Consider the following 13,953-nt stretch of genomic DNA (forward strand, 5'->3'; position numbering starts at 1 on the left):
TGATAAATATGGAAAAGAACGAATGTTTAAAGAATTTGGGGTCGGTGATAGGTGCTTTACCTTTTTACCTTTTCACCCTTTTACCTTTTCTTGCTGCCTGCGGAGGAAGTGAGAAAGACTACGATGCAACAGGTACGTTCGAGGCTACCGAGACGACCGTGTTTGCAGAACAGAGTGGGGCATTGCTGTCGTTCGATGTGAACGAAGGTGACATGATTGAGGCAGCTCGACAGGTGGGGCTCATTGATACCACACAGACGTGGCTGAAGATTCAGCAGATGGATGCTACGAAAGCGGTTTATCAGAGTCAGAAGCCCGATATGGAACGCCAGATAGCAGCTACGCGCCAGCAGTTGGCTAAGGCTCAGCAAGACGAGCAGCGCTACCGTGAGTTGGTGGCTGACGGGGCAGCTCCCTCGAAGATGCTCGACGATGCCACGAGTCAGGTGAAGGTGCTGCAGAAGCAACTGGATGCGCAGATATCATCGCTGAACACCAGCACGCAGGCCCTCGACAAGCAGACAGCTGCTGCTGATGTGCAGAAAGCACAGTTGCAGGATATGTTGCGCAAATGTCACATCATGACTCCCACAAAGGGTACTGTGCTTGAGAAATATGTGGAGCGTGGTGAATTTGTGAGTGTGGGTAAACCGTTGTTTAAGATAGCCGATACTGAGTCAATGCACCTGCGTGCCTACGTCACTTCTGCCCAGTTGCAGAACATCAAGATTGGTCAACAGGTAAAGGTGTTTGCCGACTACGGTGATGGTCAACGCAAAGAGTATGCAGGCACCATCAGTTGGATATCGTCTCGTTCGGAGTTTACACCCAAGACTATCCTCACTGACGATGAGCGTGCCGATCTGGTGTATGCCGTCAAGGTAGCTATCCGTAACGACGGATTCGTGAAGATTGGTATGTACGGCGAGTTGAAGCTATGAACGCAATAGAGGTAAAGAATATCAGTAAGTCGTACGGACGGGTACAGGCACTCAGCGATGTGTCGTTCTCTGTCGGCAAGGGCGAGGTCTTTGGACTGATAGGTCCTGATGGTGCCGGCAAGACATCGATGTTTCGCATCCTCTGTTCGCTGTTGCTGCCCGATGCAGGTACGGCGGCGGTAGATGGCTACGATGTGGTGAAGCAGATGCATGAGGTGCGCTCCCGAGTGGGCTATATGCCAGGCAAGTTCTCGCTCTATCAAGACCTCACTATCGAGGAAAACCTGAACTTCTTTGCCACCCTTTTCGGGACCACTGTTGATGAAGGTTACGATAGTATCAAGGCCATCTACTCGCAGATAGAGCGCTTCAAAGACCGTAAGGCAGGAGCCCTATCGGGGGGAATGAAACAGAAACTGGCGCTCTCGTGTGCATTGGTACACCAGCCGAGTGTACTCTTCCTCGACGAGCCCACCACGGGTGTCGATCCTGTGAGCCGCAAGGAGTTATGGGAGATGCTGCTCTTGTTGAAGGAACGGGGAATAACTATCTTGGCTTCAACGCCTTATCTTGATGAAGTTCGTTGCTGTGAGCGTGTCGCTTTTCTGGATCAGGGTAAGGTGCGCGGCATTGGTACTCCCAATGATATTCTCACCCAGTTTGCCAGTATCTTCAATCCGTCAGGCATTGAACACGAGAAGATTGCAGAAGTGAAAGAAGATAACGTCATCGAAGTAGAACATCTGGTTAAAGCCTTTGGCGATTTCCATGCCGTTGACGACATCTCATTCAGTGTTAAGAGGGGCGAGATATTCGGATTCCTGGGTGCCAACGGTGCAGGCAAGACGACGGCTATGCACATGCTGACAGGCCTGAACCAGCCCACCAGCGGAACGGGTAGGGTGGTAGGCTTTGACATCCGCACGGAATATGAGCAGATAAAGAAGCATATCGGTTATATGTCGCAGCGGTTCTCGCTCTACGAAGACTTGACTGTTGCCGAGAATATTCGTCTCTTTGCTGGTATCTACGGCATGAAACCCGACGAGGTGAAGCGTAAGATGGACGAGGTGCTGCGGCAGTTGAAGTTTGAAGACCATCGCGATGACTTGGTGGGTTCGTTGCCCTTAGGTTGGAAGCAGAAGCTGGCCTTCTCAGTCTCGATATTCCACGACCCAGGTGTGGTGTTCCTCGACGAACCCACGGGTGGTGTTGATCCCGCTACGCGCCGCCAGTTCTGGGAGCTCATCTACGACGCAGCCCATCGTGGCATCACGGTCTTTGTGACCACCCATTATATGGACGAGGCGGAGTATTGTGACCGCATATCAATCATGGTGGACGGCAAGATCAGTGCACTGGGTACACCAGACGAACTGAAACAACGTTTCCACCAACCCGATATGGATCACGTGTTTACCTATCTGGCCCGTCAGGCCACTCGTTCAAGCGATTAAGAGTATGAAACAGTTTATAGCTTTTGTAATCAAGGAAACCAAGCATATTCTGCGCGACAAGCGTACGATGTTGATACTCTTCGGCATGCCTGTGGTGATGATGCTGCTCTTCGGCTTTGCCATCACCACCGATGTGAAGAATGTGCGCACGGTGGTAGTCACGTCAGAGATGTCGCCCCGTACACAGCAGGCCGTAGAACGATTGGCACAATCGGAATACTTCATTATCACGCAGACGGTGAACACCCCACGGGAAGCCGAACAACTCATCCGCAGTCAGAAGGCCGATATGGCGCTGGTGTTTGTACAAAATCGTGGCATGCAGATCATGGTTGATGGTAGCGATCCTAATATGGCACAGCAATGGACTACCTATGCTCTGCAAACCATAGCGGCAGACCGCTCGGCACCTGCGACGCTTTACGCTGCGAAGAATGATTCACCTATCACTATTCACACTTCACTTCTCTACAACCCTCAGATGAAGTCGGCTTATAATTTCGTGCCTGCCATCATGGGTATGTTGTTGATGCTCATCTGTGCCATGATGACCTCGATTTCGATTGTCCGTGAGAAAGAGAAAGGTACGATGGAGGTGCTGTTGGTATCACCAGTGCGCCCCTTGATGGTGATCATCGCTAAGGCAGTGCCTTATCTGATACTGGCCTTTGGCATCCTCATCACCATCTTGTTGATGGCACGTTTCGTGTTGGGAGTACCGCTGGCTGGTTCGCTGTTCTGGATTCTGGCTGTGAGTACCCTCTATATCCTGCTGGCACTCTCGCTGGGATTACTCATCTCCAACGTAGCACAGACGCAACTCGTGGCCCTGCTGCTCTCGGCTATGGTGCTGTTGATGCCTGTGGTGATGTTGTCGGGCATGCTGTTTCCTGTAGAATCGATGCCAACGATTCTGCAATGGATATCGGCTATCGTGCCGCCTCGCTATTATATTCAGGCTATGCGCAAGCTGATGATTATGGGCGTGGGCATTGGCGAAGTGGCTCACGAGGTGGCTGTACTGGCAGTTATGACGGTGGTGCTGCTCGCCATTGCGCTGAAGAAGTTTAATGTAAGATTGGAGTAACTGATATGACACTGAAATATCTCATACAAAAGGAGTTCCTGCAGATCCGTCGTAATGCGTTTTTGCCGCGACTCATCGTAGCTTTCCCCATCGTGATCATGTGCGTGATGCCGTGGGTGATGCAGATGGAGGTGAAGAACATCGTGGTGGATGTGGTTGACATCGACCACACCGTGGAGTCTCAGCGATTGGTACAGCAGATTGCTGCCTCCAACTACTTTATCTTCGGTGGACAGAAAGCCACCTACGCTGAGGCGATAAAGGACATCGAGAAGGGTAGGGCCGACGTTATCCTCGAGATTCGTGATGGTAAGTATCTCATCGCTGCCAATGCCGTCAATGGCACCAAGGGGGCGATGGGCTCGGCCTATCTATCGCAGATAGTCCGTGCGCCAGACTCAACGTTCTCAGCTGCTTCCGTGCTTACCCTCTACAATAAGCAACAGAACTACAAACTCTTCATGATTCCTGCCCTCTTTGCCATTGTGATGATGCTGATGACGGGCTTCCTGCCCACACTTAATATCGTTGGTGAGAAGGAGGCTGGTACCATCGAGCAGATCAACGTTACACCCGTTTCCAAGTGGGCGTTCATCCTCGCCAAACTCATTCCTTACTGGCTCATCGCGCTGTTTGTCATCACCGTGTGCTTGTTGTTGGCTTGGCTCGTCTATGGCATCACGCCAGCTGGACCCGTGTGGCTCATCTACGTGCTTGCCATGCTGCTGGCGCTGTTCTTCTCGTCGTTTGGCCTCATCGTGTCCAACTATTCCGACACCATGCAGCAGGCCATGTTCGTGATGTGGTTCTTTGTGGTAAGTATTATGCTACTCTCAGGACTTTTCACCCCCACGCGCTCCATGCCCCAGTGGGCCTATCTGACCACCTACATCAACCCCATGCACTATTTCATCGATGCCATCCGCACCGTATTCATCCGTGGTGGCGGACTGCACGAAACTGCCCACCAGGTCTTAGCCCTTGCGGGCATCGGCACACTGATGGGCTGTTGGGCGGTGCAGAGCTATAAAAAGAACAGTTAATCTAAGGACGGCGCTGGCACCATGACATGTTGCCCGAGGGTGTTATTATATCAGGAAGTAACATGATTGTGCGTCAACCGATTATGTGTTATGCTTTATTGAACTTCTCTTTCCCTTGTTTGCAGCGTGGAAAACGCCAGTCATCAGGCAGGTCCTTGAAAGCCATAACGGGCAGCACCAGATTGCAGGCTACGAAGATTGCCGCCCACATGTAGGTCTTTGCCTCGTCATAATTCAAGGTGTAAAGTCTTGCACTTGTTTCCATATCGATATTTACCGGATAAAGTTCATGAATGCCGGTCTTTCGTCACGCTGGGGAGCGGGATGACCGTCGGCATGTATCTTCTGAAGCAGGAAGGCCATGTTAGTGGCTAGCGTGCGCATGGTCTGCATGCCCTCGGTGTCGAGCTTTACTTCGCCCTTGCCTGCGCCGTAAGCAATGTTCCAATATTGCGAGGTCACCACGGGCATGTTCATCATCTCGAACATCATGTTCATGGTCTGGAGCGTGGCCGTGGCACCACCGCGACGGCAGACGGCCAAGGCTGCTGCGGGCTTGTTCTGCACCAGATGGCCTGCCGAGAAGAATAGCCGCTGCATCAGCGAGAGGATGCCGCCGTTCGGCTGACCGTAATAGACGGGCGTACCGACGATGAGCGCATCTGATTCTTTCATCTTCTCAGTAATTACACTGCACATGTCATCATCGAACGCACATCCAGCCCCATTATTCTGTCGGCAACCGCCGCAGTTGATACACATACGGACAGGCTTGCGGCCAATCTGAACTATCTCCGACTCCACACCGTGCTTCTGCAGCGTCGCCTCAATCTCCTTCAAGCAGCAGAACGTGTTGCCGTCAGTTCGCGGACTGCCATTCACTAACAATACTTTGGGAGTCTTGCCAGCCTCTGTCGAATGTAGTATGGCTGACACGGGTGATACAACAGCTGCTCCAGCCGCAGTGATTGTTGCTTTCTTGATAAAATCTCTTCTGTCCATAAGCCTTGTTATTTCATATTCACAAATGACGCTCGAAGCAAGAGCAGAGTCAAGCTCGCTTGGACTATGCCTTGCAAGAAGAAATTGCAATAAAATTGAATTCTTCTTAAATCTTAGTGCAAATATACGAAAAAGTGGGAATTATTTACTATATTTGCCCCAAGTTTATGATTAATTATAAAACAGAACGACAATGAAACTGAACAATGGCTTAGAAATCCCGCAGATTGGTGTCGGCACATGGACGCTACGTGGAGAGACAGCGCGCCAGAAATAATCATTCCAGATGAACAATAAACAGACCATATTGGCGATTACAGGTTCTGACGGCACGGGCGGTTCGGGCATACAGGCAGACATCCGCTGTATCTGTGAATTGGGGGGCACGGTTACCTCAGTTGTCACATCGATAACCGTACAGAATACGCTGGGTATCCAGGAATTCTACGACCTGCCTGCTGCCATCGTCCGCAAACAGATAGAAGCCATCTTCAACGATCTGCAGCCTCAGATAGTGAAGATTGGCCTCGTCAGGCGGATTGATGTGGTAGCAACGATAGCAGAGATGATGCAGAAGTATCACCCACGGTACATTATTTATGCGCCCGTACAGACATCCACCCATGGCGACCAACTAGTGGAACCTCAGGTGTTCAGTGCCATCAAAGAGCAGATCATACCGCTGTGCACCATTGTGCTGGAGCCTTCCGACCTGCCGTCGGCCATTCGTCTGCACGGCCAAGCCAACCAGTTGTCGGCAGCACTGGCTTATTATCTCAGTTGTGGCGAAAACACCAACGAAGCCATGCTCCATGCGCGCACTTATCTGAGCCAGTTCCCAAAGGGCTATACTGAGGACAGCAGCCGCAGCGGCGAGCTCTATAATCTGTTTCTCGATGCTGTCGATCGTTTTCATCACCTTTACAGCGACGTTGCTTTCTATGCCGAGCAGTTGGGTGTCAGTGCCCGTTATCTGGGACAGGTAACGCGGCATGTCGCCAACCGTTCACCAAAGTCTATCATCGACGAACGCATCATGGAAGAGATTTCCACGATGCTCGGCACCAACAAACCGCTAAAGGAGATTGCAGGCCTGTTGGGATTCTCTTCACAGGCTCATCTCTCGCGTTATTACAAGAAGCAGACGGGCAAGGCTCCCAGTGAAGTCAGGAAGAGATAGTTTGCACAAATTGACTTTTCACTTATCAGAATGGGAACATCGTGCGGTGTTCTCGCAGAATTGCCGTTACTTTGCAGCCACATTCATCAACGCATAAACGAAAAAGAATATGGAAGCAAACTCAAGACAAGAACTTAACCGCCAGTTGGCTCAGATGCTGAAAGGCGGCGTGATTATGGACGTGACAACCCCAGAACAGGCTCGCATCGCCGAGGAAGCAGGCGCCTGTGCCGTGATGGCTTTGGAAAGGATCCCTGCCGACATTCGTGCTGCGGGTGGTGTGAGTCGCATGAGCGACCCGAAAATGATTCGTGGCATACAAGATGCCGTCACCATTCCCGTGATGGCGAAATGTCGCATCGGACACATAGCCGAGGCACAGATACTGCAGGCCATCGAGATCGACTATATCGACGAGAGCGAGGTGCTCAGTCCTGCCGACAATATCTACCACATCGACAAGACGAAATTCGACGTGCCGTTCGTTTGTGGCGCAAAGAATCTGGGTGAAGCCTTGCGCCGTATCGCCGAGGGGGCAACGATGATCCGCACCAAGGGCGAGCCTGGTACGGGCGACGTGGTGCAGGCCGTCAGCCACATGCGGCTGATGCAGAGCGAAATCCGACGACTGGTTTCTATGAGTGAAGACGAGCTCTATGAGGCTGCCAAGCAGTTGCAGGCGCCTTACGAACTGGTGCGCTTCGTGCATGACAACGGCAAGCTGCCCGTAGTGAACTTCGCCGCCGGAGGTGTGGCTACGCCAGCCGATGCCGCTCTGATGATGCAACTCGGTGCTGAGGGTGTGTTCGTGGGCAGTGGTATTTTCAAGAGCGGCAATCCCGCCAAGCGAGCCGCAGCCATCGTGCAGGCCGTCACCAATTATCAGGATGCCAAACTTCTGGCCGAACTCAGCGAAGACCTCGGCGAGGCAATGGTGGGCATCAACGAACAGGAAATCGAACTCTTAATGGCGGAGAGGGGAAAATGAGAATAGCGGTTCTTGCCCTGCAAGGGGCATTCATCGAGCATGAGCAAATGCTGCAGCGGCTTGGTGTCGAGACTTTCCAGATCCGACAGCTGAAAGACTGGCAGCAACCCAAAGACGGACTGATTCTGCCTGGTGGCGAGAGTACGGTGCAGATGCGCCTACTCTCACAACTGGGGCTGCATGATCCCATCCGTGAAGCCATCCTTGGCGGTCTGCCTGTCTTTGGAACATGCGCCGGCATGATCCTCCTTTCCAAAGGCTATCTCGGCACGATGGACATCCTTGTGCGCAGGAATGCATACGGACGGCAGTTAGGTAGTTTCCACACTGTCGGCACCGTTGAGGGCATCGGCAAAGACCTACCAATGACCTTCATACGTGCGCCCTACATCGAAACTGTGCTTTCGGATGCCTGCATTCCCATTGCCAGCATCGACGGGCATATCGTTGCCGCACGCCAAGGAAATCAACTCGCTGCCGCATTCCATCCTGAATTAGACTGCGACCCAAGAATCCACCAGTTCTTTCTTGAAAGTGCCGTTTTTTCGCTGACTTCCGTTGATAAATAATGCTTTTGTCACAATCTTTTGTTTTTTATGAATTATCATAGATTGAAATCTAAGGTTTAAAACCCGTCTGCCAGACGGCTTTGACACCTTCGCAGAAGTCGTAGAGGATATGGCGACCCTGGATGCGACGACCGGCAGGGAGGAAACCACAGACGATGCGGGTGATATGACGGCGGATGTTGAACGCCTTCGGATCATCAACCCCGATACTTTCTACACGAAGACTGAAACGTCCTATACCTGGAAGGACTACAGTCTGCCCCTCGGTAAGTCTCTGCTTCAAGATGTCCTGTAGCTCGGTTACTACACCCACAACGGCACCTTCTGAGAAGCCGCTGTTGCGACAAGCCTCAGCGGCTATCTCGTCAAGCGTTACCTCGCCCTGACTGACTGTTTTTGCAAAATATTTCCCATAAGAGCTGCTGCTCTTGATATTGTTCTTGATAAGTTTGATATGTACTGCCATTTTTGTTTTGCTATTTTTTTAATTATCTATCACTATTTGTTATAACTTGTTTGTTGTCAGTTTGTTATGTGAAGTGATAGATATTTTCTATCTATCACTACCATCACTCAAAGTAAAACAAGTTGTTTTACTTTCTAAAGTGCCATCTTTACCTATTATAAAGACTATCTGAAGCATAGTAAAACAAGTTGTTTTACTTTTGTAGATTATATCTCTTCAACTCTGAATACTGATCCTTTGTTCAACCGTTTGTGTTCATAACCCATTTTAGTCAACCTTCTTCCGAGTTCAACGTCCGTTCCTTTCGTAATAGTAAAGGTAGGGAACTGTTTCTCAAGTCGCTTCATGATGAGTTGGAGAGATACGAAGTCTGCATCTTCGGATGTCTCTTCGGGTGCCAGAAAGGTGAGGGCTATCATCTGCTCGTAGTTGTTGACCTGCTGGAACTGCTCGTTCTGCTGCATGATACGGGCGTTTTCCTCGTCTTCGAACCAGTAGCGGCGCCCCTGCTGCAGCTCGGTATAGAGCTGGGCGTAGAGCATGTCGTAATTAATCAGCCCCGAGTTGTCAATCTCATCGGCGTAGACGCAGACAAAGCGGCGTGAGCCGGTGGGGTCAACGAGAGGACGGCGGTTGTTGGTGGTGGCGATGAACGAGGCAAACCTCTGGCGCTCTTCCATCGTCTTGCCGTATGGCGGACGGAACTTCACGTCGTTCTTCGATATCAGGTACTTCAGAATGGGCTGCTGCGACTTCGACATGGCGTCGAACTCGTCGATGTTGATGAGCGCATACCCCGACATGGCGAGGAAGATGTCGTTGTCATTCTTCATCGAGATGCGGTCGTTGAAATATACCTGCAGATATTCTGGCAGCAGGCGGCGGCAGAAGGTTGACTTCCCTGACCCCTGCGGACCGATGAGCATGGGCACGATGGCATTACCATGCTGACGGTCCTTGCCGAGCCACTGGGCTGCCATCGAGAGCATCCAGGTATGGAAGTCGCTTTCCCAGTGCTTGTTGTCGGTCTTTACCCGTCGGGCCAGTTCACCTACATAGTCGTGCTTGCCGTTCCATTTAGGCAGGTGGCGCAGATAATCCTCCATCGGGTAATATTTGGGGATGAGATTCGAGTCGATATAGCGATTCAAATCCTTGTCCCACGATTCAACCCCCGCCTTCAGCGCCTTGATGGCCATGGTGTTGCGGGCAGCCTGGTCTAGCGGCTGGAACCCATATCCTACGGCGTTTATGCGATATTCGGGCGTGCCAGTCATCACGTTAAGGCGCAGGGTGTAGTGCTCCTTCATATATGCCTCAGTCTTGAAGGCGAGTAGGGCAGAAGGACGGGTATATTTCATCGGGATGGTCTTCAGGGTTTCCTTGAGGTAGGCGGTCTTGAAGGCGGACTCGATGGCATTGTTGTCAAGACTATCGGAAAACAGCGGGATGAATGAAGCGACACGTGCACACCATGCCTGAGGCAATCCTATCTGACGACAACCGTCAGCCAGCTGTTCGAGTACGGCAATGGTGTATTCCTCATCATCACTGATGTCGCGAAACTTCTCAATGGCAGTATCGAGACAATCGTGGAATCGGCGCATTCGGCTGTTGCGCAGACTTAGACCAGGTATTTCCTCAGGATAATTATAGTCGCTAATGTCCTCCTGCATAGGTCGGAATTCGGGTGTCGCTTCCGGTTCTGAAGAAACGGTTAGGGCGATAGCTGATGGATTATAGAATGGCTGCGGATCGTAGCTCGCCTTGCAACTGGTTTCGAAGGTTGGCTCGTGTTCGGCCAAAGGCGTACCCAACTGCGACGAATAGATGAAATGCAGTTTGCGGAAGGCGTTGGTAAGGCTTTGAGCATTGAGCATGAAGTTTTGAGCTTTATGATTACCTTCTGGGACGGGGGCTGCAATGGTGTACTGGCATACGATGTGGAGCGAATGACCATCGTGCCCCATAAAGCAGAGTAGGGTATAGGGCTGCTGGGTAGCCAGTCGTTTATATTCCTCAACGGTACTCAGGTCGCGCAGATTTTCCAGCGAGAGCAGTGTCAGACAGTTGTTGCTTTTTGCTTTCAACTCGCCATTCTGTTTCACCCATTCTGCCGCAAAACACACCTCCTTGTTATAGTCGCGTACATACTGCTGTCGATAGGTGCCATCCCTCAACTGCGCTACAAACTCCTCGAGTTCAACACGCGTGTACCTCTTTTCATTTCTTTCTGAGTTGATAATTGTTATTTTCATATTCTTGTTGGTTATTTTATTAACTGCAAAGATACAAAATTTTAAGGTCAAATGCAAGCTTTTTACAGAAAATCTTGCATTTGACCCCCAAATAGTGATAGATAAAAATTATCTATCACTTATGTTATGTCTCTGATTATAAGATGATTATAGCAAAAAGTGATACTTTTGCAAATTTCCTATATTTCTAAAACATTTCTTCTAATCGTTCGACTGCTAGTGTAATATCCTCTGGAAACCGTTTGTGGTCACGGAGGAAATCTGGTCTTCCGCTTTGACATCGAGCATCTGACGGGTAAAGAAGCAATAGAGTTAGTAAAACAGCAGCAGAAATTAAGTTTGTTTACCTTGTTCAGGATGTAGTCGGCATTCATTATTCAGGTTCTGCTTTATCTGATAAAGTTCATGCCTTGCCACGGTTCGCGTTCAGGGTAATCGGGATCGTCATCGGCATGAATCTTTTTCAGCAACCAAGCCATGTTGTCGGCAAGCACTCGCATGGTCTGCATTCCCTCTGTGTCCTGTATTACTTCACCGGGTGCCAAGCCGTAGGCGATGTTCCAATATTGCGAAGTAACCACAGGCATGTTCATCATCTCGAATATCATGTTCATCGTCTGGTATGCAGCCGTAGCACCACCACGGCGGCAGATGGCTACAGCAGCCGCAGGTTTGTTCTGTACGTTAGCACCTGAGAAGAAGGCACGCTGCAGGACAGCCATCACTGCACCGTTGGGCTGACCATAATAGACAGGCGAACCCACGATGAGGGCATCGGCCTCATTGAGCTTTTCAACGATACGGTTGCAGACATCATCATCAAAGACGCAATGGCCTAATTGCTTTGCCTGACACTGTCCGCAGGCAATGCACCCACGGATGGGCTTGTTGCCCAACTGCATGATTTCCGACTCTACACCATTCTTCTCCAATTGACGGGCAATCTCCGATAGTGCAGTAAAAGTGTTGCCATTCTTGTTGGCACTGCCGTTTAATAATAATACTTTCATTTCGATTCTGTTTTATGTTCTTTTGTAAACTTGTAAATTGCTAACGTAGGAAGGATAACCAATAGCAACAATGAAACTTCTACCAAAGCATACGAGCCGAAATAGTCAACCAATGTCTGGAATTTCAGGACTCCATCCACAAGGAATACCAGGAGGGCAAACCAGCAGATAAAGAAGATGGTTGCGTACTTGATTTTACGTTTCTTCAGTTTCATCATTCGATAGTTTAATACCATTTGTATCTGCGAGTCTAATGACTACTCCTTTAATTATCAATCACTTACAGATAAGCAAAACTTTAATAGGTAACGGTTTAGAAACTTCCTGTCTGCGTCGTTCTGCTTTGTTTCAATATGTCAAATATCTGATGCAAAGGTAATCATTTTCCTCGAAATCACCAAATAATTCTTCAGTATTCTAATACAATGGCAGACAGCCCCCATTGAGAGATAAAGAAATCACAAAACTGCTGTCCCACCTTAATTATATATATGGGACAGATGTTTTGACCGCTGTCAATCGTGCCAATGTTAACGTGTCGTCAGACCTAAACTCGTAAAAAAACATAATTTTAGAAGAAAAACCAAGATATTCGGCAGAAAATGAAAAATTTTCATTATCTTTGTGGCATAAAAACTTTATCGTATGGAAGATGTAAACAGAATTAAATTGGTTCTTGTGGAGAAAAAACGTACCAGCAAATGGCTGGCAGAGCAGCTCGGTGTTAACCCCTCGACTGTCAGCAAGTGGTGTACGAACTCTTCCCAACCAGACCTTGCGTGTATTTTAAAGATTGCAGATCTACTGGAAGTTGACTTAAAAGAACTCTTTGTGAGAGAGTACAAACAATATCTCCTTTCTCAGGAATCAAAATGAACAACAGTAGAACTATCGTAGCAAGGGCGTAGCGTAGGCCGAGGATAGAGGTGGCCGAGAGCAAGCCGAGACCTTTGGGAGAGGTTTGAGAGGGGGTCGAGAAGCCAAGCCGAGTCTTACGTTATGGTAAGAAGATGGTAAGAAGACCCCAAGAAGAGGATAAGAAGTAAACAAGAATATAAAAAACGAAATATAATTCTGATGGATTACGACAATGGATTTATATTGCAGAAGACGGTTGATTGGTCGTTGCTCAATGACGGGATGACCATTCCGGTGTCGGTGTGCTCGCTGTTCAGGGCGTGGGATGAATCCATCTTGACGCACGGGCAGAGCAAGGACATCAAGATTCTGATTGACGGCGAGTTCTACGATGCGAAACTGAAGAACCAGAACTTCGTGCAGAGCAACTGGGCGGGACATAAGGATGTCATTCAGATTCGCTATGGCCGCCAGTCGCCGTTGGCCGTTAAGTTGCGGGCTGTGTTCCAAAAGAGCTATGCGTACCTGTTTGCGCAGAAACAGGAACTGGGCAAGGGCAAGCGGCAGATTCCGCTGCCCGACGACCTGCAGGAGTACATCCGGCTCTACCTGACCTCGTCGCCCGACGTGCTCTGCATGGAGTGCTGCTCCAACTCCGACTATCAGCAACTGGCCCACACGCTGAGCGCCATTCCCGAGGAAGTTTACGAGCAGAGCGACGACGACCAGTTCTTCATGGCCGACAAGACGGCTTCGATTGAGGAGAAGCAGCGGTTGGTGAAGTATCGCCGTATTGACCGCAGCATTATCCTGACCCTGAAGCGGTTCTACGACTATCGCGACGAGATTAGCGGCGAGAAGATTGGCGACGCGTATGGCGACAGCGTTGTCGAGGCCCACCACATTGACTACTTCACCCGTTCGCAGAACAACGACTCCACGAACATCATTATCATCAGCCCGAACTACCATCGGATAATCCACAAGAACAATCCGAGGTTCAATCGCAGGAAGTTCCAGTTCGAGTTCGAGAATGGCGAGGTGCTGAGGCTGAAGCTGTATGAGCATTTGAAAGTGGGAGGATAAGACGATGA

15 protein-coding genes are annotated in these 13,953 nt (G+C 49.9%); 9 read left to right on the top strand and 6 right to left on the bottom strand.

What is annotated here, in order from left to right:
* Nucleotides 1-8 precede the first annotated feature (8 nt).
* From BMY16_RS08230 to BMY16_RS08245, 4 genes are read left to right on the top strand one after another with little or no spacing between them, the layout of a single operon-like run.
* On the top strand, nt 9-941 hold the full coding sequence (locus BMY16_RS08230) for an HlyD family secretion protein (protein ID WP_244512987.1): 933 nt from the start codon (nt 9-11) through the stop codon (nt 939-941).
* Entirely contained in the window at nt 938-2,398 is a 1,461-nt protein-coding gene (locus BMY16_RS08235; protein ID WP_091841586.1) for an ATP-binding cassette domain-containing protein, read from the top strand. The genes BMY16_RS08230 and BMY16_RS08235 overlap by 4 nt, the downstream gene beginning before the upstream one ends.
* A gap of 4 nt (nt 2,399-2,402) precedes the next feature.
* A complete protein-coding gene (locus tag BMY16_RS08240; protein ID WP_091841587.1) occupies nt 2,403-3,485 on the top strand; it encodes an ABC transporter permease in 1,083 nt (360 codons plus the stop codon).
* A 5-nt stretch (nt 3,486-3,490) separates the two neighbouring features.
* A complete protein-coding gene (locus tag BMY16_RS08245; protein ID WP_091841589.1) occupies nt 3,491-4,528 on the top strand; it encodes an ABC transporter permease in 1,038 nt (345 codons plus the stop codon).
* 88 nt (nt 4,529-4,616) lie between these two features.
* On the opposite strand, the gene BMY16_RS15320 is transcribed toward BMY16_RS08245, so the two are convergent.
* On the bottom strand, nt 4,617-4,793 hold the full coding sequence (locus BMY16_RS15320; protein WP_139207172.1) for a rubredoxin: 177 nt from the start codon (nt 4,791-4,793) through the stop codon (nt 4,617-4,619).
* An 8-nt stretch (nt 4,794-4,801) separates the two neighbouring features.
* Nucleotides 4,802-5,530 (bottom strand): flavodoxin family protein, encoded by a 729-nt coding sequence (locus BMY16_RS08250; RefSeq protein WP_091841590.1) that lies wholly within the window; start codon nt 5,528-5,530, stop codon nt 4,802-4,804.
* 286 nt (nt 5,531-5,816) lie between these two features.
* Here BMY16_RS08250 and BMY16_RS08255 point away from each other — a divergent pair, with 286 nt between their 5' ends.
* From BMY16_RS08255 to pdxT, 3 genes are all read left to right on the top strand, one after another.
* Nucleotides 5,817-6,710, top strand: coding sequence for a bifunctional hydroxymethylpyrimidine kinase/phosphomethylpyrimidine kinase (locus BMY16_RS08255; RefSeq protein WP_091841592.1), 894 nt, complete (start codon nt 5,817-5,819; stop codon nt 6,708-6,710).
* 109 nt (nt 6,711-6,819) lie between these two features.
* Nucleotides 6,820-7,698, top strand: coding sequence for a pyridoxal 5'-phosphate synthase lyase subunit PdxS (gene pdxS / locus BMY16_RS08260; RefSeq protein WP_091841593.1), 879 nt, complete (start codon nt 6,820-6,822; stop codon nt 7,696-7,698).
* Complete coding sequence (gene pdxT / locus BMY16_RS08265; RefSeq protein WP_091841595.1) at nt 7,695-8,267, top strand: pyridoxal 5'-phosphate synthase glutaminase subunit PdxT; 573 nt, start codon at nt 7,695-7,697, stop codon at nt 8,265-8,267. Before pdxS ends, pdxT begins: the two co-directional genes overlap by 4 nt.
* A gap of 49 nt (nt 8,268-8,316) precedes the next feature.
* Here pdxT and BMY16_RS08270 read toward each other — a convergent pair whose 3' ends face one another.
* The 4 genes from BMY16_RS08270 to BMY16_RS08285 form a co-directional block, all read right to left on the bottom strand.
* Nucleotides 8,317-8,733, bottom strand: a complete 417-nt coding sequence (locus BMY16_RS08270) for an HU family DNA-binding protein (RefSeq protein ID WP_091841597.1) — start codon at nt 8,731-8,733, stop codon at nt 8,317-8,319.
* 206 nt (nt 8,734-8,939) lie between these two features.
* Nucleotides 8,940-10,991, bottom strand: a complete 2,052-nt coding sequence (locus BMY16_RS08275; RefSeq protein WP_091841599.1) for a VapE domain-containing protein — start codon at nt 10,989-10,991, stop codon at nt 8,940-8,942.
* A 389-nt stretch (nt 10,992-11,380) separates the two neighbouring features.
* Nucleotides 11,381-12,001, bottom strand: a complete 621-nt coding sequence (locus BMY16_RS08280; RefSeq protein ID WP_091841600.1) for a flavodoxin family protein — start codon at nt 11,999-12,001, stop codon at nt 11,381-11,383.
* Complete coding sequence (locus BMY16_RS08285; RefSeq protein ID WP_091841602.1) at nt 11,998-12,219, bottom strand: hypothetical protein; 222 nt, start codon at nt 12,217-12,219, stop codon at nt 11,998-12,000. Before BMY16_RS08285 ends, BMY16_RS08280 begins: the two co-directional genes overlap by 4 nt.
* Nucleotides 12,220-12,646: 427 nt before the next feature.
* Between BMY16_RS08285 and BMY16_RS08290 the strand changes: the two genes are divergently transcribed.
* Both BMY16_RS08290 and BMY16_RS08295 read left to right on the top strand, forming a co-directional pair.
* Entirely contained in the window at nt 12,647-12,877 is a 231-nt protein-coding gene (locus BMY16_RS08290; protein ID WP_091841603.1) for a helix-turn-helix transcriptional regulator, read from the top strand.
* A 201-nt stretch (nt 12,878-13,078) separates the two neighbouring features.
* Nucleotides 13,079-13,945 (top strand): hypothetical protein, encoded by an 867-nt coding sequence (locus tag BMY16_RS08295; RefSeq protein WP_139207173.1) that lies wholly within the window; start codon nt 13,079-13,081, stop codon nt 13,943-13,945.
* Nucleotides 13,946-13,953: the final 8 nt, after the last annotated feature.

The sequence above is a fragment of the Prevotella sp. ne3005 genome (genome assembly GCF_900110085.1).
In the GTDB taxonomy this organism is placed as follows: Bacteria; Bacteroidota; Bacteroidia; order Bacteroidales; family Bacteroidaceae; genus Prevotella.